This is a genomic window from Vibrio sp. YT-16 (genome assembly GCF_033337405.1).
In the GTDB taxonomy this organism is placed as follows: Bacteria; Pseudomonadota; Gammaproteobacteria; order Enterobacterales; family Vibrionaceae; genus Vibrio; species Vibrio alginolyticus.
The window spans coordinates 78660-103763 of the sequence record NZ_JAWOQQ010000007.1 but is presented as its reverse complement, the minus strand read 5'-3'; the positions used below and the strand labels follow the sequence as shown (position 1 = coordinate 103763).

At 46.3% G+C, this 25104-nt stretch carries 19 protein-coding genes; 10 read left to right on the top strand and 9 right to left on the bottom strand.

Annotation, left to right across the window (positions count from 1 at the left end; translation table 11 throughout):
- Positions 1-24: 24 nt before the first annotated feature.
- From gspF to gspC, 4 genes are read right to left on the bottom strand one after another with little or no spacing between them, the layout of a single operon-like run.
- Positions 25-1242 (bottom strand): type II secretion system inner membrane protein GspF, encoded by a 1218-nt coding sequence (gene gspF, locus R7F07_RS13625; RefSeq protein WP_005379297.1) that lies wholly within the window; start codon positions 1240-1242, stop codon positions 25-27.
- The gene (gene gspE / locus R7F07_RS13620; RefSeq protein ID WP_005379296.1) at positions 1242-2744 is read right to left on the bottom strand and encodes a type II secretion system ATPase GspE; all 1503 of its coding nucleotides are present in this window, start codon (positions 2742-2744) and stop codon (positions 1242-1244) included. The genes gspF and gspE overlap by 1 nt, the downstream gene beginning before the upstream one ends.
- Positions 2744-4762, bottom strand: coding sequence for a type II secretion system secretin GspD (gene gspD / locus R7F07_RS13615; protein WP_005379295.1), 2019 nt, complete (start codon positions 4760-4762; stop codon positions 2744-2746). The genes gspE and gspD overlap by 1 nt, the downstream gene beginning before the upstream one ends.
- 36 nt (positions 4763-4798) lie before the next feature.
- Positions 4799-5725, bottom strand: a complete 927-nt coding sequence (gene gspC, locus R7F07_RS13610) for a type II secretion system protein GspC (RefSeq protein ID WP_005379294.1) — start codon at positions 5723-5725, stop codon at positions 4799-4801.
- Positions 5726-5978: 253 nt separating this feature from the next.
- Here gspC and hslR point away from each other — a divergent pair, with 253 nt between their 5' ends.
- From hslR to R7F07_RS13590, 4 genes are all read left to right on the top strand, one after another.
- Positions 5979-6365, top strand: a complete 387-nt coding sequence (hslR, locus tag R7F07_RS13605; RefSeq protein ID WP_005379292.1) for a ribosome-associated heat shock protein Hsp15 — start codon at positions 5979-5981, stop codon at positions 6363-6365.
- Between the two features lie 31 nt (positions 6366-6396).
- Positions 6397-7272, top strand: a complete 876-nt coding sequence (gene hslO, locus R7F07_RS13600; protein WP_031780788.1) for an Hsp33 family molecular chaperone HslO — start codon at positions 6397-6399, stop codon at positions 7270-7272.
- Positions 7273-7608: 336 nt separating this feature from the next.
- Positions 7609-9237, top strand: coding sequence for a phosphoenolpyruvate carboxykinase (ATP) (gene pckA, locus R7F07_RS13595; protein ID WP_017820689.1), 1629 nt, complete (start codon positions 7609-7611; stop codon positions 9235-9237).
- A gap of 190 nt (positions 9238-9427) precedes the next feature.
- Positions 9428-11545, top strand: a complete 2118-nt coding sequence (locus R7F07_RS13590) for an AsmA family protein (RefSeq protein WP_171343034.1) — start codon at positions 9428-9430, stop codon at positions 11543-11545.
- On the opposite strand, the gene R7F07_RS13585 is transcribed toward R7F07_RS13590, so the two are convergent.
- The 3 genes from R7F07_RS13585 to R7F07_RS13575 all read right to left on the bottom strand — a co-directional run bounded on the left by R7F07_RS13585 (position 11531) and on the right by R7F07_RS13575 (position 13905).
- A complete protein-coding gene (locus R7F07_RS13585) occupies positions 11531-12448 on the bottom strand; it encodes a bifunctional GNAT family N-acetyltransferase/hotdog fold thioesterase (protein ID WP_005379283.1) in 918 nt (305 codons plus the stop codon). The two genes, R7F07_RS13590 and R7F07_RS13585, sit on opposite strands and share 15 nt — an antisense overlap.
- Positions 12449-12554: 106 nt before the next feature.
- Complete coding sequence (gene dtd / locus R7F07_RS13580) at positions 12555-12989, bottom strand: D-aminoacyl-tRNA deacylase (RefSeq protein WP_005379282.1); 435 nt, start codon at positions 12987-12989, stop codon at positions 12555-12557.
- Positions 12961-13905 (bottom strand): virulence factor BrkB family protein, encoded by a 945-nt coding sequence (locus R7F07_RS13575; protein WP_005379281.1) that lies wholly within the window; start codon positions 13903-13905, stop codon positions 12961-12963. The genes dtd and R7F07_RS13575 overlap by 29 nt, the downstream gene beginning before the upstream one ends.
- Positions 13906-13939: 34 nt before the next feature.
- On the opposite strand from R7F07_RS13575, the gene R7F07_RS13570 reads away from it, so the two are divergent.
- On the top strand, positions 13940-14581 hold the full coding sequence (locus R7F07_RS13570) for a DUF2959 domain-containing protein (protein ID WP_005382972.1): 642 nt from the start codon (positions 13940-13942) through the stop codon (positions 14579-14581).
- Positions 14582-14612: 31 nt separating this feature from the next.
- Here R7F07_RS13570 and R7F07_RS13565 read toward each other — a convergent pair whose 3' ends face one another.
- Together R7F07_RS13565 and typA are read right to left on the bottom strand one after the other, a co-directional pair.
- Complete coding sequence (locus tag R7F07_RS13565) at positions 14613-15155, bottom strand: AAA family ATPase (RefSeq protein WP_031779018.1); 543 nt, start codon at positions 15153-15155, stop codon at positions 14613-14615.
- 72 nt (positions 15156-15227) lie between these two features.
- Positions 15228-17057, bottom strand: coding sequence for a translational GTPase TypA (gene typA / locus R7F07_RS13560; RefSeq protein WP_005379276.1), 1830 nt, complete (start codon positions 17055-17057; stop codon positions 15228-15230).
- 530 nt (positions 17058-17587) lie between these two features.
- Between typA and glnA the strand changes: the two genes are divergently transcribed.
- The 5 genes from glnA (at position 17588) to R7F07_RS13535 (ending at position 25063) form a co-directional block, all read left to right on the top strand.
- Positions 17588-18997 carry a glutamate--ammonia ligase gene (gene glnA, locus R7F07_RS13555; RefSeq protein WP_005379275.1) on the top strand — a complete coding sequence of 470 codons (1410 nt, stop codon included), beginning with the start codon at positions 17588-17590 and terminating at the stop codon, positions 18995-18997.
- Positions 18998-19192: 195 nt separating this feature from the next.
- On the top strand, positions 19193-19774 hold the full coding sequence (locus R7F07_RS13550; RefSeq protein WP_171343033.1) for a DUF4124 domain-containing protein: 582 nt from the start codon (positions 19193-19195) through the stop codon (positions 19772-19774).
- A gap of 132 nt (positions 19775-19906) precedes the next feature.
- Positions 19907-20953, top strand: coding sequence for a nitrogen regulation protein NR(II) (glnL, locus tag R7F07_RS13545; protein WP_017821940.1), 1047 nt, complete (start codon positions 19907-19909; stop codon positions 20951-20953).
- A gap of 57 nt (positions 20954-21010) precedes the next feature.
- Positions 21011-22414, top strand: coding sequence for a nitrogen regulation protein NR(I) (gene glnG, locus R7F07_RS13540; RefSeq protein WP_171343032.1), 1404 nt, complete (start codon positions 21011-21013; stop codon positions 22412-22414).
- A gap of 102 nt (positions 22415-22516) precedes the next feature.
- Positions 22517-25063, top strand: a complete 2547-nt coding sequence (locus tag R7F07_RS13535) for an EAL domain-containing protein (RefSeq protein ID WP_171343031.1) — start codon at positions 22517-22519, stop codon at positions 25061-25063.
- Positions 25064-25104: the final 41 nt, after the last annotated feature.

Below are 25104 nucleotides of genomic sequence, written 5' to 3'. Positions count from 1 at the left end.
TAGTAGACACGTCTTAATTCGAAATTATCCGCTCATCAAGTTATTCATTTCTAGCATTGGCATCAAGGTCGCCATCACAATGAACAACACTAATCCAGCCATTAATGCAATCAGCGCAGGAGTAAACACACCCAGAGCAATATTGACTGTTGATTCAAAGTTTTGATCTTGGTTATCGGCTGCCCGCGTCAACATGCTCTCTAATTCACCACTTTGCTCACCACTGGCGATCATGTGTAGCATCATTGGTGGAAACAAGCGAGTTTGGTCCAACGCCTTACGCAAACTAGCGCCCTCTCGGACGTTATCCGCTGCAAGCAAGACTTGCTGCTTCACATAACGGTTAGACATAACATCTACCGCAACGCGCATACCCTCGAGAATTGGAATCGCACTGGAAGTACAGATCGAAAGTGTTCGTGCGAATCGTGCGGTATTCAAACCTCGAGAGATCTTACCTATTAGCGGTAAGCTCAAGATTTTTCTGTCCCAAGCTAAGCGAAAGTCTGGCTTTTGCAACGCCAGTTTGAGGCCATAGAAAAGCGCCACCAGCACAACGAAAATAATCAGCCCCCAATCTTGCACAAACTCACTGGCTGCCAGTAAAAATTGCGTCGATTGAGGTAACTCTTGGCCCATCTGAATGATGGGTTCAATGATTTTAGGAACCACTGTCGCCAATAAGAACGAAACGATGACAACCGCGAATACCACCAAAACTACAGGATAAATCATGGCTTGAAGCAATTTAGATCGCATCTTTTGGCGGTTTTCGACATAGTCTGCCAAACGCTCTAATACGGTATCGAGGTGACCTGATTTTTCGCCCGCCGCAACCATAGAGCGGTACAGTTCATCAAACACGTGTGGGTAATCGGCAAAACTGTCGGCGAGCGGATAACCCTCGGTTACTTTCGAGCGAACCGCAGCCAACATAGAACGAATCCTCGGCTTTTCAGCCTGCTCAGAGACCGCACGCAAACACTCTTCCAAAGGCATACCTGATTGGACTAGCGTAGACAATTGCCGTGTGATGAGTGCCAGCTCAGATGTTGAGACGCCGCGCTTAAAGCTGACTGAACCTGAAGACTTAGCCGATTTAGCTTTCGTCTCAACCACTTCAATCGGGATCATCCCTTGCTCTTTGAGTCGCTGGCGCACTTGTCGGGCGTTGTCCCCTTCTATCGTGCCTTTTTTATGCTTGCCTTTTGCATCTAGCGCTTTGTACTCAAATGCCGCCATTAGGTTTCCTTCGTCACTCGCATCACTTCTTCAAGTGACGTAATGCCACGACGCACTTTGCTTAAACCATCGCTGCGAATACTTGGCGTATGGGCGCGAACGGCTCTCTCAATTTCTTGCTCACCAGACTCTCGGTGAATCAACTCTTGCACTTGCTCATCAACCATAATGAGCTCGTGGATACCTGTTCGACCTCGGTAGCCTTTTTGGTTACACGCTTCACAGCCTTTTGCTCGGTGCAGTTCTAACGGTTCATGCGCTTCCATACCAAACAGTTTTTTCTGTTCCGCATCGGCTTCATACGGCTCTTTACAGCTTGGACAAAGCGTTCGAACTAAGCGCTGCGCTAGCACCCCTAATAACGAAGAAGAAATAAGGAATGGCTCAATACCCATATCACGTAGACGCGTAATCGCACCCACTGCGGTGTTGGTGTGGAGAGTAGACATTACCAAGTGACCCGTTAAGGACGCTTGCACTGCAATTTGTGCGGTTTCTAAGTCACGGATCTCACCGACCATCACCACATCCGGGTCCTGACGCAGAATGGCACGCAAACCACGCGCAAAAGTCATGTCAACCTTTGGGTTCACCTGAGTTTGACCGATGCCATCAATATCAAATTCGATCGGGTCTTCAACCGTTAAAATGTTGCGTTCGTTGCTATTGATCTCTTGCAAGCCAGCGTACAAGGTGGTTGATTTACCAGAACCTGTCGGGCCCGTCACCAAGATGATACCGTGAGGGCGGCCAATCAAGTGACGGAAGTTGTCATGCACTGAAGGTGTCATGCCCAAACTATGTAAATCAAGACGAGTCGCGTTTTTATCCAACAAACGCATTACCACGCGCTCACCATGTGAGGACGGCATCGTAGATACACGCACGTCCACCGCACGACCACCGATACGCAACGAAATACGGCCATCTTGAGGCACACGCTTTTCTGCGATATCTAGTTTAGCCATAACCTTCACACGAGAAACTAGCAAAGGCGCTAACTTACGACTTGGGGTCAGAACTTCACGCAATACGCCATCGACACGGAAACGAATCGAAAGGGTTTTCTCGAACGTCTCAATATGAATATCCGACGCACCTTCTTTGATCGCTTCGCCCAACATGGCGTTGATCAATTTGATGATTGGCGCATCGTCTTCCGATTCTAATAAGTCTTCATCGTGCGGCAGTTCTTCAGCCAAAGAGAAGAAATCATCGCTATCAGCACCAATATCTTCCATCAACTGACGCGCTTCAGACGAGTCGCGTTGATATGCTTCAGTCAGCTTTTTATCAAAGGCTTCTTTATCGATAGGTTGCGGTACGAAGCTTTTCTTTAATACACGACGGACTTCAACCAGAGCCGCAGGGTTAAGCGGCTCGACATAGTAAAGAATAGGTGGACGCTCAGGATGCTCTGTCTCTAGCACCAGTTTAAAGCGGTTGGCAAAACTGAATGGCAGACGACGCATACTTGGCGCTGTGTCTAACATATCAACCATTAGTTGTTTTCCATTTGATCAATAAACGCTTGAATCTCTGTTGGGTGCTGACGCTCCTGGCCAAAGGCTGGCATAACCGGGATCTTCTCGTCTGCCATCAACTTCAACCCTTGATCCGCTTTATAAAGCTGTTCTGCGCGAATAAAGTTGTATTTACGCTGCGTAATACCGTCAGCCGTCACACCATCGCGAATAATCGTCGGCTTGATGAACACCATCAAGTTACGTTTTTCTGTTTGCGTGCTAGTTGACTTGAACAGGTGACCCAGTACCGGAATGTCACCCAATAGCGGCACTTTAGACTCACTTTCAAGTGCGCGTTCATCGACCAAACCACCAAGAACCAACATCTGACCATCTTGGATCATGACAGAGGTGTTTAACTGTCGTTTAGCAAAGCGAACGTCAACCGCACCGTTTGCGCCTAATACGTTGGAAACTTCTTGTTCAATGTTTAACTGTACAGAGTCACCTTCGTTAATTTGTGGCACTACTTTGAGTTTGATACCGACTTCTTTACGGTCAACCGTTTGGAATGGGTTGTCGTTGTTTGAGCCAGCCGTAGAGCCCGTAATAACCGGAACCTCTTCACCCACAATAAATGATGCTTCGCCATTATCCATTACGGTAATACTCGGAGAAGATAGAATGTTTGAGTTGGAGTCAGAAGCAACAGCACTAATTAGCGCTGTCCAGTCACCCATGACAATACTCATTGCCGCACCATTTACTCCGCTAAGCGCTGACGCTAGCGTAGAGTAGTCACCTGATTCAGTAACATCATATGGCGTTCGTTCGCCATTAGAGTTGGTATAGTATTCAGTGCGGGTTTGATCTTTTGCTTCTTCTAGACCAACCATCACCTGACCAATCGGGGCTCCTGAGTTACCGTACTGAATTACAGCACCCGTTTCTAATGAACCCCACTGAACACCTAGGTTAATACCATCACCTTCAGACATTTCGACAATTAACGCTTCAATAAGAACCTGAGCACGACGAATATCGAGTTGAGAAATGACGTCTTGTAATGCCATCATAATATCTGGTGGCGCTGTTAAAACTAACGAGTTAGTTGCAGCGTGAGCAGCAATGACGACCTCACCACGCGATGCACCTGATGTTTTCTGACCAGCTTGCTTTTCAGCTTGCAGGTTATCGGAAACACCTTTCAATACATCCACCAAGTCTTCAGCTTTCGCATTTTTCAGGTACACAACTCGGTTGTTACCTTTTGTCGCCATTTCAACATCAAGTTGACGAATCAAACGTTTCAAGCGGGCTCTTACTTTTGGATCACCAGAAATTAAAATCGCGTTAGTACGTTCATCGGCCACAATTTTAGGTTCAAGGAACTCTGGCGTGCTTTTCTGATTCGCACTTTTATTCAGTGCTTCGACAATGCGTACCATTTCAGCAGCAGATGCATTACGCAGCTCCACCAATTCAATTTCTTTATCACCGGCTTGGTCAACACGCTTGATGATCTCTGCTAAGCGATTCACTACTGCCGCACGACCAGTAATCAAGATAATATTCGCTGGATCATAATGAACCACGTTACCGGCACCGGCATTATCAATCAGTTGACGAAGTAGAGGAGACAACTCTCGAACCGACACATTACGCACCGCGACAACTCGAGTGATAACACTATCGCCTTGCGCGCTGCCATCACCTAACACAGGGATTGCTGAGGTTTTTGAGTCTTTTGCTTTGATAACCTTAAGTACCCCATTGTCCATTTCTACGACTGCGTAACCGTATACTTCAAGGACATTAAGGAAAAAGCTGTAGTATTGCTCTTCGTTAAGAACGTCATAGCTGCGGACATCGATTTTACCGCGTACTGAAGGATCAACAATGATGGTCTTTTCGAGGTTACGACCAACTATGTTGATGAATTCTTGAATATCAGTGCCTTTAAAGCTCGCACTAAATTCGTTTGCCATTGCACCTGGTACGCAGAGTAAACTTCCTGCTAGTAGCCAAGCACTTTTGCTGAACCAATGTTTCACGTATGTCTCCCTGAACTTACGCCGGTTGCCTAAGTCTTACAATTGGATATAGATATCGTACTGTTGGCCGTCTCGCTCAACAGTTAAATTTAATTCTTGCGGATCGCTCATCACTTGCATCAGTTGTACTGAAGAAGACGGGTCACTTAAATCGATCCCGTTCAGTTGAACCGCAATATCGCCAGGTTGTAGCCCTACATCATTAAATAATGCGGCATCACGACCAGGTGATACTCGATAACCAACAATGTCTCCGTCTTTTTTGACGGGTGAAATGGTGATGTATTTAAAAACGCTTTGTGGATCTTTCGCAATTTCCTCGCGGATTTGCTCTAATTTCTCTCCAACGTCAGACGTCGCTGCTTCTGCTCGCTGAGCTTGCGCCCTAGCTACCTGCGGCGATTCAGATAGCTTCTTATATTCTATACCTTCCATCATTAAGGTCTCGTCTCGACCTTGGTTATCAATGATGACGCGATCCACCAATACCGCTTTTAGTGTCGCACGTGTCCCTTCGATTTCTTCACCCAAACCGTACGTAGCTTGCTTACCTCGGTTAGCAATAACAGCAAGGCTGGTGTTGGCATCACTACTTGCAACCGCACCGACCAGCGTAAGGTTAAGGCGCGTCTTAGGGGCGTCTTTAACAATAGGCTGTTCTACAACCGCCGCTTTTTGCTCAGTGTATTTACCGAATAGGTTGGCATTCTGAAGGGCATTAAAATCTATCGCGTCGCCTTTATTGCTCGCAGCAACGCTACTCGCCGATGGACGCCATTGCGGCACTTCCGACGATTGAGGTATGGCTAACCACACAATTTTGCCAAGTATCCATCCGGTTATCGCAATAAACAGACAGGTAAGCAACAAGCTAAGTTTGGCTTGAATGGTATAATGATTGGACTTGATCTGAGCCAGTAGCGGTCTGCTTGATAATCCTGCACTTAGCTCTAAACGTTTCACTGAATGGATTCCTTTATTCTAACGTCCGTCATTTAAGCTATAACGATAGCTATCGACTTTAAATTGCTAAATTTGCAATAAAATTATTACTCAACAAAGAGCAGTGAACTATATCACAAGTTGTCTTTCATACCTTTTTCTTATGCAGTTTTTGCCAACTCCCTTGAAAAAAATACGCCTTGACTCCATCTGTAGGTGAATAATCCATCACTCATTGCCGTATTCGGGCAGTGATTAGATAGCGTAGTGTTCTATGAGTTCCCTAAATGAAGCCGTTAGGCTAGATAAATGGCTATGGGCCGCAAGATTTTACAAAACCCGCTCCATCGCGCGTAACATGGTCGATGGCGGTAAAGTCCACTATAATGGCCAACGAAGCAAGCCGAGTAAAATCGTTGAAGTGGGCGCTGAAGTCAGACTTCGTCAAGGCAACGAAGAAAAAATCGTGATCATCGAACAAATCTCAGATCAACGCCGAGGCGCTCCCATCGCACAAACCTTATATCGCGAAACCAATGAGAGTATCGCGAAACGTGAGGAACACGCGACTCAACGTAAGCTTAATGCCCACAACCCAAGTCCGGAACGCCGCCCAGATAAAAAGCAGCGCCGAGACATCATTAAGTTCAAACACCAATAAAAGCCGGAATTACCAACGAGGAAAGCACTCCATGGCAAATAATGTTTTAAACCGCTACCTATTCGAAGATCTTTCAGTACGTGGCGAGTTGGTACAATTGGATGAAGCGTACCAACGTGTTATCTCCAGCAAGGAATATCCGGCAGCAATAGAGAAACTGCTGGGTGAGCTACTCGTTTCAACTACTCTTTTAACTGCCACTCTTAAGTTCGAAGGTTCGATCACCATCCAGCTACAAGGCGACGGTCCTGTGTCTCTTGCCGTTATCAACGGTGACCATAACCAACGTGTTCGTGGCGTAGCTCGCTGGGAAGGCGATATTGCCGATGACGCAAACATTCACGATCTAATGGGTAAGGGCTACCTTGTGATCACCATCGAACCGAAAAACGGCGAGCGTTACCAAGGCGTCGTTGGATTAGAAGGTGACACTTTAGCAGAAGTGCTAGAAGGCTACTTTGCAAACTCAGAGCAGTTAAAAACGCGCCTATGGATCCGCACTGGTGAGCATGAAGGCAAAGCACACGCAGCAGGTATGTTGATTCAAGTGATCCCTGACGGCACTGGCTCTCCAGATGATTTCGAACATCTAGAGCAGCTCACTGACACAGTAAAAGATGAAGAATTGTTTGGTTTAGAAGCGAACGAGTTATTGTATCGACTATATAACCAAGACAAAGTACGTCTGTACGAGCCGCAACCTGTCGAGTTCCATTGTGGCTGTTCTCGTGAGCGTAGCGGTGCAGCAATAATCACCGTTGAGAAAGCTGAAATTTATGACATTTTGGCAGAAGTTGGATCAGTTTCTTTACATTGTGATTACTGTGGCACAACTTATACGTTCGACGAATCTGAAGTCACTGAACTGTATGCACAAGCTTCTACGGACAAGAAAACCCTGCATTAATTTACATAGCTTATCAAGCACGTAATTTACCCTACAAAAGGCCAGCTTAATGCTGGCCTTTTTGTGATCAACCCCTCGTAATAACTAGCCTCAAGCGTAATAAAACAACTGCTTAATTTTAAACAATTAATAATGATTTTGCCCTAGCGCAAAGGATTGCGTGCACGATAGACTATTCCCACCAATATGTGACGGGTTACCTAAAACCTTATTGAAATCATGGGTAAATTTTGAGCTATCTCCCTGTTTTCTCCCCGCCCCGTTGCTAGCATGGTGAGCAGATTAAAATTAAAACATTCTTACAAAATCCCTACAAAATCCTTATAAGGAGCACCTATGACCGTTATGGAACATACTAAGGCTGCAACACTTGATCTAACCAAGCACGGACTGCATAACGTAAAAGAGGTTATTCGCAACCCAAGCTACGAAATGTTGTTTGAGGAAGAAACGCGTGAAGACCTAACCGGTTATGAGCGCGGCGTGGTTACTGAACTAGGTGCGGTTGCCGTTGACACTGGCATCTTTACTGGTCGCTCACCAAAAGATAAATACATCGTCAAAGACGCTACGACAGAAGAACATATGTGGTGGACGTCTGATCAAGTGAAAAATGATAACAAGCCAATCACTCCTGAAGTGTGGGACGAGCTAAAAGAACTGGTCACAAACCAGCTTTCTAACAAACGCTTGTTTGTTGTTGACGGTTACTGTGGTGCAAACCCAGATACACGTTTGAGCATTCGTGTTATCACAGAAGTCGCATGGCAAGCGCACTTCGTTAAAAACATGTTTATTCGCCCGACGGAAGAAGAGTTAGCGACATTTGAACCAGACTTCGTAGTAATGAATGGCGCAAAATGCACTAATCCAAAATGGGAAGAGCAAGGCCTGAACTCAGAAAACTTCACCGTATTTAACCTAACTGAGCGCATGCAACTTATCGGTGGTACTTGGTACGGTGGTGAAATGAAGAAAGGTATGTTCGCGATGATGAACTACTTCCTTCCACTAAAAGACATCGCATCAATGCACTGTAGCGCTAACATGGGCAAAGATGGCGATGTAGCGGTATTCTTCGGTCTATCTGGTACGGGTAAAACAACCCTGTCGACTGATCCTAAACGTGCGCTAATTGGTGATGATGAGCACGGCTGGGATGATGACGGTGTCTTCAACTTCGAAGGTGGTTGTTACGCAAAAACCATCAAACTTTCGAAAGAAGCGGAGCCGGACATCTACAACGCAATTCGTCGTGATGCACTGCTAGAAAACGTAACAGTACGTGGCGATGGCTCTATCGACTTTGATGATGGTTCGAAAACAGAAAACACACGTGTTTCTTACCCTATCTACCATATCGATAATATCGTTAAGCCAGTATCAAAAGGCGGTCACGCAAATAAAGTGATCTTCCTATCAGCCGATGCATTTGGCGTACTGCCTCCAGTATCTAAATTGACACCTGAGCAAACTAAGTACCACTTCCTGTCTGGCTTTACCGCCAAACTAGCGGGAACAGAGCGCGGTATTACTGAGCCAACACCAACTTTCTCTGCTTGTTTCGGCGCGGCGTTCCTAACGCTTCACCCAACTAAATACGCAGAAGTACTGGTTAAACGCATGGAAGCAGCAGGCGCTGAGGCTTACCTAGTGAACACAGGTTGGAACGGCACTGGCAAACGTATCTCGATTCAAGATACGCGCGGAATTATTGATGCGATTCTTGATGGTTCGATTGAAGATGCACCAACTAAGCACATTCCTATCTTCAATCTTGAAGTACCGACTTCACTACCAGGTGTGGATCCTAGCATTCTAGACCCTCGCGACACGTACGTTGACCCACTTCAGTGGGAAAGCAAAGCGAAAGATTTAGCAGCGCGCTTTATCAATAACTTTGATAAATACACAGACAACGCTGAAGGTAAATCCCTGGTTGCGGCTGGTCCTCAGATTGATTAAATCGAGTAACAGCGACGTCGCGTAAACGCAGTGAAAAGTTGGCATTAACTTATCACCTTTACGTAGGCCAAGTTACAAAAATTGCTTCAAGCCCCTCTTTTGAGGGGCTTTTTATTGAATACCACAGAAAATTGATACAAGCTAAAGCCTATCTAGTTTTATTTCATAACACACGTAGGTTCTAGCAAAGATGAAAACAGCGCGTCGAGTTCTACTTCTGTTACTGGTTATCTTAGTTGCCATTCCAGCCGCTACGATTGCGCTGCTAACAACATCTTACGCGGACGCAACCTGGCGCTTGCTGTCAAACACCTTTTCTCTTCCTTTCCGGGCCGAAAGCGTGCGTTATGGCTTTCCCTATCACCTAACTTTACAACGCGTGAACACCAGCGGAGACGATGCGTCTTACATCGAGCAAGTCGATTTATGGATGAATCCCGATGTTTATCGCGATGGTAAATGGATCGTTGATAGTTTATTGATTGATGGTATGAGCTTGCAGTATGGTGCACCAAAGCTCCCACCTTTAGATAACGTTTTATTCCATCAAATCGCGCTCAAAAATATTGATTACGCCGACGAGCAGTTCTCTGCCAATGGCATTGACCTTCAAATTCAATCACCACAATGGAATGGTCAATTAATACCATATGGCGAAGTTCAACTTGCAGCTGACCAACTCTATTGGAATGGCGAAGCCTTTAATCAAGTCTTAGTCGATATAGACTACAAACCGCAAGACAGTACGCTTTATGGCACCTCTTTTAACTGGCGTCACAGTCAAATATCTGGGCAAGGGGAGCAGTATCCTCAAGGTTGGTCTTTAGTAAATGTGACCATCAACAAGCTGAAACTGAGTAATACGCAGCGCCAATCACTGCTTGCAAAACCTTGGCACGATCTACCATTTAACATTAATCATATTAATAGCTTAGATTTGCTTAACGTCGATATTGAATGGGGCGACTGGCACTGGCAGAACTTGGATCTTTCTGTGGAAAACGCCACACTGCCACTGTCTCTCTGGAAGACAAAAGCTCAAGTGTCATTGCAGGCGGATAGCGTTCGATTCCAGCAGCAAACCGCAATAGAGCCACGTTTGAGTGCCGCTATCGAGCCAGGAGTAATCCAGCTCAACGAGCTCAGTTTAGATTGGCAGCAAGGTCGAGTGCAAGTTTCTGGATTGTTCACGCCAACACAATGGAAGCTCAAAGAAGCCTCTATTCAAGGCCTCAAGTGGGCAACACAGCCAGAAGACAACCTAAATTGGTGGCACGCCGCCACCAGCGAGTTAGAGCATGTTGCAATCGAACGACTCGACATTGAGCGCAGCCAAATTATCCAGCTATCTCACGAACCTTATTGGCAACTTTCCGGTTTAAATATCGAAGGGCAACAGCTTGATATTAAACAGTCGGCTCAACGCTGGGGCCTTTGGCAAGGCGAATTGGAAGTCAGCGTTGTCAACGCTAGCTATGACCAAATACTCACGTCTCACGCAGCACTTGCCATGCAAAGCAAAGATGGCTTTTGGCAATTGACTCGCCTTTTTGCGCCACTCGAGCAAGGCTACGTAGAAGGCATCGGACAAATAGATTTGAGTACCCCGAGCCAACCTTGGGCGCTCAACGTCAATGCTGATGGTATTCCCTTATCGCTCTTCCACGATTATTTTTTACCCGACACACTGGCTATTGATGGTTTTTCCGATCTCAGCCTCGATCTACAAGGGTTATCAGGTGATCGCAACATGCTGGCCTACAGCTTATCGGGTGAAGTGGAAGCCAATCTCCGAGATACCCGCTTGAAGTCCCAAGCGGATCATTCGCTCAAAGCCATTACCTTAAGTCCACTGCGTTTAAGCGCGCAACGAGGGGAAGTTGCCATAAAGCCGGTCACCATCTCAGGAAAAGCCATAAGTGGTAAGGTTTGGGGTACATTTGATATGGCCAACAACCCGCTAAGTGGCATTACTTATCAATTGGAAGAGTCGTGCGGAAACATTGAAGGCGATCTACTAAGTGGCGAAACCCACCGTAATGAGTGCGTGAACGCATCAAAACTGGCCGAGCCTACTGATATTGAGACTCCACAGAAAAATGAACCTTCCATCGAGAAGCCAATCGTGATTGATAACATCAATTTGGAGACTCAAGAGGAAGAGCTTTACGAAGAAGTTATCGAAGAAGATGAAGTACCCGACACGAATTCCGCAGCAGAACAAACCCTCTCACCGACAGAGCAAGAAGGTGAAACAGATAAGCGCCCAGCAGATCAGTCGGCGCTTACCCCATCAGCAACTGAGTAACTGCGAGTAGTTCGGTATCAACATATAGGTACCGACAAAATCAACAGCTGGCGTGTCACCACTATAAATCACTACGTGAATAACGATGCGTGCTTTGCGTCCCGACTCCAATCGGTCTAGGTCACCACTGATCCCATCCAACGAAGTACTCGCCACGGGGTTTTGTTCGACTGGTTGACGATAGCGAATCGAGCTGTCGGCCAACACAATATCACCGTGCAGCCCACGCTCTTTAAGCAGCAGCCACGTCATCCCCCACCCTGTCAGGGTTGCTAAGGTAAAAGCTGACCCAGCGAACATGGTGTTATGCGGATTAAGGTTAGGATTAAGCTGCGCACAGCATTCAAACTGGTAACCCGTGTACTGGTTAATCTTGATCCCCATTTTGTCGCTAATTGGGATTTGTTGCTCCCAGCGCTGTTGAAGCTCAGTACACCATTCAGGGCGACGTAACACATTGGCCATCGGATCCAGTTGCTTCACCATTTGCTGATGGCGCACAGGGCCACGCTCATCGGTCAGCTCACCTCGACGCTCAAAGCCATTTTTTTCATAAAAGGCGATGGCATCTTCACGGGCATTACACACCAAGCGTTTCGCTCCTTCCTGGCGTGCTAACGACTCTAGTGCAACCAAAACCAGCGAACCCATCCCTTTGCTACGGCGATTATTTTTAACCGCCATATAGCGGATCTGGCCATCATTGTCCGGCGTAATGTATAAACGGCCAATCGCCATAGGACGACCTCGACCATCAACAATCATGCGGTGATGACTCATTTCGTCGTATTCATCGCGCTCTGAGCCGATCGGCATACGCCATGGCTCACGAAGCAGTTGCCAGCGAAACTGATAATACTTGTTTATCTGATTATCGGTTTTGGGAGTAATGAGTTTGAACATATCAATCCTTTGAAAGCACAACACTAATCAGTGTCGGAAAAATTACTCCAAGCCAATTCCATGAGCTTGGAGTTAAAGCTTAGACTATGGCGCCTGTGTTACCAGATTAGACCTGCAACCAAAACGTCACAGGACCGTCATTCACCAAGGACACTTTCATATCGGCAGCGAAGCGGCCACGCTGTGTGGGTAAGACTTCTTCACACAAGTCAGAAAAGTAATCATACAAGCGCTCTGCATCAACAGGATGCGCACCGCGAGAAAAGCCAGCTCGCGTGCCTTTTTTTGTATCCGCAGGCAGCGTAAATTGAGAAACCACCAGCACTTTACCTTCCACCTGTTTAACGTTCAGGTTCATCTTGCCTTCGTCATCTTCGAACACACGGTAGGTTGTAACACGCTCCATTAAACGCTTTGCTTTAGCTTCATCGTCGTCCTTCTCTACGCCCAATAAGACCAGCAGACCACGATCAATTTCTCCTACGACTTCACCATCCACGCGGACGGCTGCTTCACTGACTCGTTGAATTAGCGCTATCACTACTCTCGCTTCCTTCATCTGTTAACTGAGATTCAGCGGTCGAGTGTATCATGTCTAAATCTTCACTCCAGTGCTCTCGCTCACCAAGCGCAGCCGTAACTTCCGCCCCCAATAACACGATCATCCAGCATAAATACACCCAAACAAATAAGATAGGAATCGCCGCTAACGCGCCGTAGATGAGCTGATAAGACGGAAACTGAGTGATGTAAAGCGCAAAGCCTTTTTTACTCAACTCGAACAGTATCGCGGCGACTGCTGCCCCCATGGCACCATGAGCGAGGTGTACTTTTTTATTCGGCACTAGAATATACAAGCCAAGAAAAGCAAAAAAGGACAGCAACAACGGTAGCCAACGCAGAAATAAATTAAACGCACCAGATAATGTCTCGTTCTCTAAAATTTGCAGCGAAGTCACGTACGACGTCGCCGCAATACTCGCACCGACCATGATCGGCCCTAACGTGAGTACCATCCAATACATAGAGAATGAAAAGACTAAACGGCGCTTGTCTTTAACTCGCCAAATGTAGTTTAAGTTCTTATCAATGTTGGAAATCAGCATGACCGCTGCGATGAATAAAAACCCACCGCCAACCGCGCTCATTTTGCCCGTATTCGCCACAAATTCCTGTAATGCCGTATGTACAGCTTCTCCAGAAGCTGGCACAAAATTCTCAATAATGTAGCCTTGCAGCACCTCACCAACGTTCGCAAAAACGGGAAATTTCGACAATATTGATAACAATACCGTCAGCATTGGCACGATGGATAACAAGGTAATGTAGGCAAGATAGCCCGCGTTCACATTCACACGGTCATGCGTTAATCGCTTAAGAAGATACTTAAAAAACGCGACGCAACTTGGCAGTAGATTGATTAATCTCGCCTTGTAACTCTCTGATAACTGGTTCATAGTTCATCCCATAATTAGCGCCGAGGACATAAGAATGCCTTATTTATTAGCAATTGTACTATCAATTTTCACTTTAACAGGGTGTCAATCTGCTTATTACTCAGCAATGGAGCAGGTTGGGTATCATAAACGAGATATTATGGTCGACCGCGTCGAAGATGCCAAAGAATCTCAACAAGATGCACAAGAAGAATTCACCAGTGCACTTGAAGCCTTGTCTGCGATCACCAACTTTGATGGTGGTGAGCTAGAAAATGTCTACAACAACATCAATGACAAATACGAAGATAGCGAAAAAGCGGCTCAAGACGTACGTGACCGTATTGCTGCGATTGAAGACGTATCCGGCGCACTGTTTGATGAGTGGCAAGATGAGCTAGAGCTGTACTCGAGTGCGAAACTGCGTCGTTCAAGCGAGCAAAAACTACGTGAAACCAAAGCCTCGTACAAAACCATGCTTAGCGCTATGAAGCGTGCAGAGAAAAAGATGACACCGGTACTGGATACGCTACGTGACAACACGTTGTACTTAAAACACAACCTTAACGCCAGTGCGATTGGTTCTTTGCAAGGTGAGTTCTCTAGCTTAGAGAAAGACATTCAGTTTGCGATCAAACAAATGAACGAAGCGATTGCAGAGTCCGATAAATTCCTACAAAAGCTCAATCAAAAGTAAATGATTTAGACCTCCTCCAAGTGAGGAGGTTTTAGTCGGCGACCTCACCGAGTAAACCGATGACTCTTCGAACAAAGCCTACCCTCTCTGGTACAGTTCCCCATGGCACTTCTACCACTTCATAACCCAACTCAGTATAGACACTCACTAACGACTGATGAATCTCCAATGCTTCTTCAAAGCTGTGCGGACGCACTTCATCTTGTACGTAAATGGATGCTTCAGGTCGACAAGTAAACACCTGACTATGGTACCCAGCGCTTTCGGTTAAGAAAGCTTGGTCAACCTTACAGCCGCCTACTTGTAGGTATGCAATGATGTCGGGGATGGCGCGATCAACAAACGCAACATCATGACAACGCGCATCACTCTTTTGTTTGTCCATCAACCCAAGGCATAACTTGGCAAACTCAGGTAAATTCGTCCACGGCAAAATACCATTTTCTAACTGGCTTTGCTGCTCAATCAAGTCGCGAGACCCTTCAGGAAACGTGGCATAACCACACGCGTCTAGCGCATTCAGCAGTGTTGTTTTTCCCGCACCAGGCCCACCGGTGATAATAATCGGGTTCATATTCAACTCCAGAAAACAAAAAGCCCCGAGCATAACTCGAGGCTTCTTCTTAATTGAATCGCTTAACGAAAATTATTTCGCGCCACGAGAAGCACGCTTACGGTCGCTTTCCGTTAGGAACTTCTTACGGATACGGATGCTTTCAGGCGTTACTTCTACTAGCTCGTCGTCATCGATGAATTCTAGTGCTTGCTCAAGAGTCATCTTGATAGGCGGAGTAAGAACCTGTGCGTCATCGGTACCAGATGCACGAACGTTGGTTAGCTGCTTACCTTTCAGTGCGTTTACCGTTAGGTCGTTGTCACGGCTGTGAATACCGATAACCATACCTTCGTAAACTTCAACACCGTGACCGATAAATAGACGACCACGCTCTTGAAGGTTGAACAGTGCGTTAGTTAGCGCTTTACCCATCGCGTTCGCGATTAGTACACCGTTTACACGTTGACCGATGTTACCGCCTTTGTGAGGGCCGTAGTGATCAAACGTATGGTAAAGAAGACCTGAACCTGAAGTCAGTGTCATGAATTCCGTTTGGAAACCGATCAGACCACGTGATGGCATAACGAAGTCCATACGCACACGACCTTTACCGTCTGGAGACATGTCTTTCAGCTCACCTTTACGTAGGCCGATGTTCTCCATGATGCCGCCTTGGTGCTCTTCCATTACGTCGATCGTTACAGTCTCGAACGGTTCCATCAACTGACCATCTTCTTCTTTGATGATTACTTCTGGACGAGATACTGCTAGCTCAAAGCCTTCACGACGCATGTTTTCGATCAGGATAGAAAGGTGAAGTTCACCACGACCTGATACGCGGAATTTATCTGGATCGTCTGTTTGCTCAACGCGTAGCGCAACGTTGTGTACCAATTCCTTCTCAAGACGCTCAAGGATGTTACGTGACGTTACGAACTTACCTTCTTTACCCGCGAATGGAGACGTGTTTACTTGGAACGTCATTGTTACTGTTGGTTCATCAACAGACAATGGTGGTAATGCTTCTACTGCGTTTTGTGCACAGATAGTGTCAGAAATTTTCAGCTCGCCAAGACCAGTGATTGCGATGATATCACCCGCGTTAGCTTGTTCCACTTCGTGACGCTCTAGGCCAAGGTAGCCCATTACTGTACCCACTTTACCGTTGCGAGTTTTACCGTCAGCACCAATAATGGTTACCTGCTGGTTTGGTTTAACGCTACCACGAGTTACGCGAGCCACGCCGATAACACCAACGTAAGAGCTGTAGTCTAGCTGAGAAACTTGCATCTGTAGTGGACCATCAAGGTCAACATTTGGCGCGTCAACAACATCAACGATAGTTTGGAATAGTGGTTCCATGTTCTCGCCAGTTTCGCCTTCTTCTAGAGAAGCCCAGCCGTTAAGTGCTGATGCGTAAACTACTTTAAAGTCTAGCTGGTCATCAGTTGCACCTAGGTTGTCGAATAGATCGAATACTTGGTCCATAACCCAATCAGGACGTGCACCAGGGCGGTCAATCTTGTTGATTACAACGATTGGTTTTAGACCGTGAGCAAACGCTTTTTGTGTTACGAAACGCGTTTGAGGCATTGGACCATCGACTGCGTCAACGATAAGTAGTACAGAGTCTACCATCGACATGATACGCTCAACTTCACCACCGAAGTCCGCGTGTCCCGGAGTATCTACGATGTTGATACGGTAATCGTTCCAGTCGATTGCTGTGTTTTTAGCAAGAATGGTAATACCGCGCTCTTTCTCGATGTCGTTCGAGTCCATGACTCGCTCTTCAGCTTCACCGCGAGACTCAAGCGTGCCTGATTGTTGTAGCAGCTTGTCAACCAACGTGGTTTTACCGTGGTCAACGTGCGCGATGATCGCGATATTTCTTAATTTATCAATCTGTGGAGTAGCCATGGATATTGATTCACTTAGATAGATGAAATGCCCCCACGCTGAGAACGGGTGCTCTCTGGCGACATTTGCTGATTAAAAAAACGGCCATAATGTACCAGATTTTAGCAAAAAGCCTAGAAATATGTGATCTACTCCCGAGCATTTCTGCGATTTTTACGCTTAATGCCCATTTTCTTCCTCAGAACGAATTGATTAAACACAACTTTATTCTAATCGATGCATAATTCAAATTGACTCTTGCTCAAAAACTGGGCTGAATACGCAATGTACCTGTCACATTATGGTGCAACAATGATTTTTGGCACCATAATAGTGCAAGCAAAGATCATTTTGGTGCAAGCAACTGCACCAAACTAGCATTCAAAAACACAATTGCTTGAAATTAATGGAATATTTTTTTTGGCACGGTTTTGGCTTTAGTTAAAACAGCATCGATTAATGAAAAGTCAAATTGATTAATCAATGCCAGGTTTCATGAATAATTCATAAATCGAGCTTTTACCGCTTATTAACACTGGAGGTTATCCAAGATGTCAGTAGAAAACGTTCTATCGCTGATCCAAGAAAACGAAGTTAAGTTTGTTGACCTACGCTTCACTGATACAAAAGGTAAAGAGCAGCACATTTCGATCCCTGCTCACCAAATCGACGCAGACTTCTTCGAAGAAGGTAAAATGTTCGATGGTTCATCAGTTGCTGGCTGGAAAGGTATCAACGAATCAGACATGGTAATGATGCCTGACGCATCTTCTGCTGTGCTTGACCCATTCACGGAAGACGCAACACTAAATATCCGTTGTGACATCTTAGAGCCTGCAACAATGCAAGGCTACGACCGTGACCCACGCTCTATCGCAAAACGCGCTGAAGACTTCATGCGTTCTACTGGTGTTGCAGATACTGTACTTATCGGTCCTGAGCCAGAATTCTTCCTATTTGATGACGTGAAGTTCTCGACAGACATGTCAGGCTCTTTCTTCAAAATCGACGACGTAGAAGCGGCATGGAACACAGGTTCTGACTACGAAGAAGGTAACAAAGGTCACCGTCCAGGCGTTAAAGGTGGTTACTTCCCAGTAGCTCCAGTAGATTCATCTCAAGACATCCGTTCTGCTATGTGTCTAGTAATGGAAGAAATGGGTCTTGTTGTTGAAGCGCACCACCACGAAGTGGCAACGGCGGGTCAAAACGAAATCGCAACTCGTTTCAACACGCTAACAACCAAAGCTGACGAAATCCAAATCTACAAGTATGTTGTACACAACGTTGCTCACGCGTTTGGTAAAACAGCGACGTTTATGCCTAAACCACTTGTTGGCGACAACGGCAGCGGTATGCACGTTCACCAGTCTCTAGCAAAAGATGGCGTAAACCTATTTGCTGGTGACAAGTACGGCGGTCTATCTGAAATGGCGCTTTACTACATCGGTGGTATCATCAAACACGCTCGTGCAATCAACGCATTCGCTAACCCATCAACAAACTCGTACAAACGTCTTGTACCAGGCTTCGAAGCACCAGTAATGCTAGCTTACTCAGCGCGTAACCGCTCTGCTTCAATCCGTATCCCAGTGGTACCAAGCCCGAAAGCACGTCGTATCGAAGTTCGTTTCGGTGACCCAGCGGCGAACCCATACCTATGTTTCGCAGCAATGCTTATGGCTGGTCTTGACGGTATCAAGAATAAGATCCACCCAGGCGAAGCGATGGATAAAGACCTTTACGATCTTCCAGCTGAAGAAGCAGCAGAAATCCCAACTGTTGCATACTCACTAAAAGACGCGCTAGCAGAGCTAGATGCTGATCGTGAGTTCTTAACAGCGGGCGGCGTATTCTCTGACGACTTCATCGATTCATACATCGACCTTAAGTCTCAGGACGTAGAGCGTGTGAACATGACAACTCACCCTGTTGAGTTCGAGCTTTACTACTCTGTGTAAGGTCGACACTGTGTAAAATGTAAACACAGCAATAAAATATTAGGCTCGCCTCGCAGGCGGGCCTTTTTTGTATTCGCCACTCAAGCTTCGACGTTTAACATGAGGGGATAATAAAAATACGCTTAGAATTTTTCCTTACAGGTCAAAGAGCTAAGCCATTGAAACGTGAAATCATCGAACAAGAGAAGGTGAGCAATGAAAGTTCAGCTTATTCCATCACTGTGTGCACTCAGCGGATTGTTAATCGCCTCTATCGCCTTCGCGCAGGTCGCGTATACGTGGGTAGATGAAAATGGCGTGGTTCACTTTAGTGATACACCAAACAAAGGAGCAAAAGCGATCGCACTGCCAAACCTTGAAGCCAGCGCACCAGCTCCTGAGGTAGAAAGTACTGAATCGCTCGCACCTCAGACTACGCCATCTACTGCATCACAAAACAAGCCAGATAAAACAACCGAGAAGCCTCTCCCATTACAACTCTCGATGCTGACTCCCAAGCACAACGAGACCATCCGCAGCAATCGAGGCATCATCAATATTCAATTAGAAACCAATCGCAAGCTTGGTATCGGTGAGCAATTGCAATTGTTACTCGATGGAAAACCTTATGGTGCACCACAAAACCATATAGTGTGGCAGTTAAACAATATTGACCGAGGCACTCACGCACTTGCTGTGCACGCGAAAAGAAGCGGCAAGCTTATTGCATCTACTAGCCCTATAACGGTGCATTTACATAGAGCAAGTGTTAAGCCGACCGTAAAAGGGGCAAAATAGAATATCTGGTGAAAAAAATCACATCACAGCGATGCTTTTCACTTTTTCTTCTAAGATTTATTCGCCATACTTAACGTTCAATTGCACCATTATTGTGCATCGCACAATCTTAAAGCAAAACAAGGACGTAATGTGGATACCAGTCTTCCTAGTGCCATTCTCAACAATATGGTGACAGCAACGCTGATTCTTGATGATGGATTGGCCATCCGTTATGCCAATCCGGCTGCCGAATTGCTGTTTTCTCAAAGCGCCAAACGAATTATTGAACAATCACTTTCTCAATTGATTCAGCATGCGTCGCTGGATCTCGCGCTGCTCACTCAACCGTTGCAAAGTGGCCAAAGCATCACCGACAGTGACGTCACTTTCGTTGTTGATGGCCGCCCTTTAATGCTAGAGGTGACGGTTAGCCCTATCACTTGGCAAAAGCAGTTAATGCTTCTGGTCGAGATGCGCAAAATTGATCAGCAGCGCCGACTCTCTCAAGAACTGAACCAACACGCCCAGCAACAAGCAGCGAAGCTGTTAGTCCGAGGGCTTGCACATGAGATCAAAAATCCGCTTGGCGGCTTACGCGGTGCGGCGCAATTGCTAGAAAAAATGCTGCCAGAGCCCTCTCTCACCGAATATACACACATCATCATTGAGCAAGCAGACCGTTTAAGGGCGCTCGTGGATCGATTACTAGGACCGCAGAAGCCAGGTAAGAAGACACAAGAGAATCTGCACCAAATTCTTGAAAAGGTTCGCCAGCTGGTTGAATTAGAGTCACAACGCTCAATCATCATTGAACGAGATTATGACCCAAGCTTGCCAGAGATTTTGATGGATACAGACCAAATCGAACAGGCAATGCTTAATATCGTCAGCAACGCCGCACAAATTCTTAGCCATCAAGAACACGGGAAAATAACCATTCGCACCAGAACGGTGCACCAAGCCAATATTCACGGCAAACGCTGTAAACTCGCTGCTCGTGTCGAAATCACAGACAACGGTCCAGGTATTCCACCGGAACTACAAGACACGCTGTTCTATCCCATGGTCAGTGGCCGCGAGGGAGGAACTGGATTAGGGCTATCTATTTCGCAAAATTTGATCGACCAGCACAATGGAAAAATAGACGTAGAAAGCTGGCCTGGTCACACAACATTTACTATTTATCTGCCGATCTGATTGCGCTAATGGACTTCAAGTCGCGTCAGTTTTTCGGTTTGCTGCAAGGATTACTACATGAGTAAAGGATATGTTTGGGTCGTTGATGACGACAGTTCAATTCGCTGGGTAATGGAGAAAACGCTCTCCTCTGCCAACATCAAATGTGAAACCTATGCCGATGGAGAAAGCGTGTTAATGGCGCTCGAACGCGAAGTGCCGGATGTTCTAGTATCAGACATTCGCATGCCAGGTATTGATGGGTTGGAGCTACTAAAGCAAGTACAGCGCGATTACCCAGACCTTCCCGTGATTATCATGACCGCGCATTCAGATTTAGATGCGGCAGTGAATGCGTACCAAAAAGGTGCTTTTGAATATTTACCAAAACCTTTTGATATTGATGAAACTTTAACTCTGGTTGAACGAGCCATTGCACACAGCCACGAAAACAAACGCGAGCAGCTCTCTCCAGAAGACATTCCAGCAGAAACGCCTGAAATTATCGGTGAAGCACCAGCGATGCAAGAGGTGTTTCGCGCCATTGGTCGTCTTTCTCGCTCCTCTATTTCAGTCTTGATTAACGGTGAATCGGGCACGGGTAAAGAACTCGTTGCTCATGCACTGCACCGTCACAGTCCACGTGCTAACAAACCTTTCATTGCGCTCAATATGGCGGCGATTCCCAAAGACTTGATTGAATCAGAACTGTTTGGCCACGAAAAAGGCGCGTTTACGGGAGCAAACAATGTTCGTCAAGGACGATTCGAACAAGCCAATGGCGGCACTCTATTTTTAGACGAAATCGGCGACATGCCATTGGACATTCAAACTCGTTTACTACGCGTTCTAGCTGACGGGCAGTTTTATCGAGTGGGCGGTCACTCTCCGATCAGTGTCGATGTACGAATTGTCGCGGCAACACACCAGAACTTAGAAAAGCTGGTGCACGAAGGTGACTTCCGTGAGGACCTCTTTCATCGCTTAAACGTGATTCGCGTGCAGATCCCGGCACTGCGTGAGCGTAAGCAAGACATTGAAAAGCTTACACAGCATTTTCTTATCCGTGCGGCTGATGAGCTTGGTGTGGAAACAAAGACTCTCCACCCATCGACCGTGGAGATTCTTAACCGCCTTGATTGGCCTGGCAACGTTCGTCAATTAGAGAATATTTGCCGTTGGCTAACCGTTATGGCCAGTGGTAGCGAAGTGTTACCAAATGACTTGCCAAGCGAACTACTCGAAGAGAAAAAATCCATTTCAGACGCTGCACATGGTAGTTGGCAAGAACAATTGGCGGATTGGGCGCGGCATTCACTCGCAGCAGGAGATAAAGAACTACTTTCTTACGCTTTACCAGAATTTGAACGCATTTTATTAGAAGCAGCCTTAGAGCACACTAAAGGTCATAAGCAAGATGCCGCTAAAGTATTAGGCTGGGGGCGAAATACACTCACCAGAAAATTAAAAGAATTGTACTGACAATCACTTACGTGGTGCGTTAACAACGAGCGTCGTTTGTCACTCGATATTAATAAAAACATCAGTACAATTGTGGCGCACCACCATCTATGTGATTAGGCGATGTCTACTGCTACGACTCAAATTACACTGCGTACTGCTGTTCTGATTCCATTTGTCATGATCTTCTTACTGGCGATCGGTGTCATTGTCTACGTCCAAAAACAAAGTTACGAAGAAGTGGTCACGGATATCAGTGACAAGCAACTTTCCGTGTTAACCGAAAGCGTCCACGACCACCTCAATAGCTATCTACGTAAGCCTTTTACTGCGGTTATGGCTCTCGCGCACAACGTCAGCTATCACAACCTTTATCGCCCTCACGATACCTCAGACATTCAAAACTACCTGCTGAGTGCATTCAAAAATCTTTACCAATCGATACCGCAGTTGGATGTAATCGCATTTGGTTCAGAAAACGGCGACTTTGCAGGCTTTCGCCGCGAGCTTTCCGACGATTACACCTTAATGGTGCAAGATCGCTACACCGATGGTGATCTGGTTATTTATGGAACCAACCATGTGAGTAACAACATTCGAACGGTTATCTCCCAATACGATCCTCGCACTCGCCCATGGTATAAGCCCGTTGCAGAGAGTCAAAACGCCACTTGGTCTGAAATTTATACCAACGCTGATGAACGCCAGGATATTACGCTATCAGCCATGACGCCGGTGTACAAACACGACCAATTTACTGGTGTTTTGGTGACAGACATTCGTATCAATACATTCAACGAGTTCCTGCGCGAGTTAAAATACAACACTAAAGCGTCGGTCTACATCATGGACCCAGATCATCGTTTAATCGCTCACTCAGGCCCGGGAAGCGTCATCTCATGGGGCACAAAATTTTCGGATAAAGGGCAGCGTTTGCTTGCCGCTGAAAACGCAGACCCGATCATCAAAATCAGTGCGAGCCGCGTCCGGTCTTTCGATCTCAACAACACCAAGCAACCTTATACTTTTTCATTTGAACATGACGGCCAACGTATTTTCAGTCGGCTAACCCCGTATCGAGACCAAGATGGCTTAACATGGTTTATTGGCACCTCCATTTCGGAGTCCGAGCTTCTCGGCCTGTTACCGAAAAGCCAGCAAGAGAGCTGGCTCGTTGGCATTATTGTAAGCCTATTTGGGATCGCCATCAGTTGGATCATTTTCAACCGAGTTACCAGACCAATTAACGCGACGGCCGCCGCCGCTCAGCACCTGGCAAATGGGGATTGGGATAGCGGCATGCCAAAGCCTGGTTATGTGTATGAGACAACCGTACTGGTTCATGCTTTTAATGAAATGGCGAACAATCTAAGAGCTTCATTCAAAGCATTGCGTGAACAGTTGGTTTATGACTCTCTAACACGCTTATATAGCCGTCAGGGTTTGGTCGAAATCTGTGAAAATCAGTCTGATCTTTGTCACGGCAGTTTATTTTTACTTGGTATCAACAAATTTAGAGATATCAACGACAGTGTGGGTCATCACAACGGCGACCAGCTGTTGGTCAGCATCGCTGAAAGGCTAAAACAGCAGTTTCGTGACAACGCATTATTGGCTCGGATTGGTGGTGACGAATTCGCGGTGTTTCTCTCAAATGTCGACACTGAAACCAAAATTAAACAAACCGAGCGTCGATTACAGCAACTCTTTTCCACCCCATTTATGGTGGAAGGCGAGAATGTAGTGATGAAGATTTCACTTGGTATTGTACAAACCCAGCCAAACGAAACCATGCCTTTATGGTTACGCAACGCCAGCATCGCATTAAGTTACGCCAAACAAGACTCACTGACTGGTGTTTGTCACTACAGCCCAGAACTAGCGAGCGCTTCAAAGTTTCGTACACAAATGCTGACCAAGATCCAAACTGGCATTGAAAACCGAGAGTTTATTCCTCATTACCAACCGATTGTGGATCTCGTCAGTGGCACAGTGTGTGGCGCCGAAGCATTGGCGCGTTGGCATAGCGACTCAGGTATGGTGTCACCATTAGATTTTATCCCAATCGCGGAAGAAAGCGGCATGATCAAAGCCATCGGCCAACAGATTCTGTTACAAGCTTGTCGCGACACTTACCAAGCGATCGAAAGCAAACAGTGGCCGTCGGACTTCCAACTGCATGTGAATATCTCCGTTAATCAACTATCCTGCCCAAGTTTTGTTGATACGGTGACAAGCGTATTGGATATCACGAAATTACCAGCAAGTAACCTCACACTAGAGATCACAGAATCACGTATCATTGATAGCGCACCGACCACACTAGAAAATATGACTAAACTGCGTGAAATGGGTATTGGTATCGCGATAGATGACTTTGGCACCGGCTACTCATCACTGGGTTACCTCCACTCTCTGCCGTTTACCTGCTTGAAGATTGATCGCACCTTCATCAATCAACTCACACAAGAAAACTTAAACAGTTCAGTCGTCGCTGCCGTCATCAATATCACAGCAGGTCTCAAAACTAATGTCGTCGCGGAAGGTGTCGAGGATAGCAATCAAGCACAATTACTACGCTCTTTAGGCTGTAATCAGGTGCAAGGCTTCTATTACAGCCGCCCTATGCCACTAGAAGAATGGCCAACACATTTGGTGAACATGAAGTAGAAAAGAGCCAGAATCGTTGATTTCCTAGTCATCCTCTACTG

Bases quoted from the DNA above. Each gene is read 5' to 3' on its own strand.
- glnG (WP_171343032.1), top strand. From the start codon at position 21,011: ATGAGTAAAGGATATGTTTGGGTCGTTGATGACGACAGTTCAATTCGC.
- R7F07_RS13535 (WP_171343031.1), top strand. From the start codon at position 22,517: ATGTCTACTGCTACGACTCAAATTACACTGCGTACTGCTGTTCTGATT.
- gspE (WP_005379296.1), bottom strand. From the start codon at position 2,744: ATGGTTGATATGTTAGACACAGCGCCAAGTATGCGTCGTCTGCCATTC.
- gspF (WP_005379297.1), bottom strand. From the start codon at position 1,242: ATGGCGGCATTTGAGTACAAAGCGCTAGATGCAAAAGGCAAGCATAAA.
- R7F07_RS13570 (WP_005382972.1), top strand. From the start codon at position 13,940: ATGCCTTATTTATTAGCAATTGTACTATCAATTTTCACTTTAACAGGG.
- R7F07_RS13565 (WP_031779018.1), bottom strand. From the start codon at position 15,155: ATGAACCCGATTATTATCACCGGTGGGCCTGGTGCGGGAAAAACAACA.
- glnA (WP_005379275.1), top strand. From the start codon at position 17,588: ATGTCAGTAGAAAACGTTCTATCGCTGATCCAAGAAAACGAAGTTAAG.
- typA (WP_005379276.1), bottom strand. From the start codon at position 17,057: ATGGCTACTCCACAGATTGATAAATTAAGAAATATCGCGATCATCGCG.
- hslO (WP_031780788.1), top strand. From the start codon at position 6,397: ATGGCAAATAATGTTTTAAACCGCTACCTATTCGAAGATCTTTCAGTA.
- R7F07_RS13575 (WP_005379281.1), bottom strand. From the start codon at position 13,905: ATGAACCAGTTATCAGAGAGTTACAAGGCGAGATTAATCAATCTACTG.
- R7F07_RS13550 (WP_171343033.1), top strand. From the start codon at position 19,193: ATGAAAGTTCAGCTTATTCCATCACTGTGTGCACTCAGCGGATTGTTA.
- R7F07_RS13585 (WP_005379283.1), bottom strand. From the start codon at position 12,448: ATGTTCAAACTCATTACTCCCAAAACCGATAATCAGATAAACAAGTAT.
- pckA (WP_017820689.1), top strand. From the start codon at position 7,609: ATGACCGTTATGGAACATACTAAGGCTGCAACACTTGATCTAACCAAG.
- hslR (WP_005379292.1), top strand. From the start codon at position 5,979: ATGAGTTCCCTAAATGAAGCCGTTAGGCTAGATAAATGGCTATGGGCC.
- R7F07_RS13590 (WP_171343034.1), top strand. From the start codon at position 9,428: ATGAAAACAGCGCGTCGAGTTCTACTTCTGTTACTGGTTATCTTAGTT.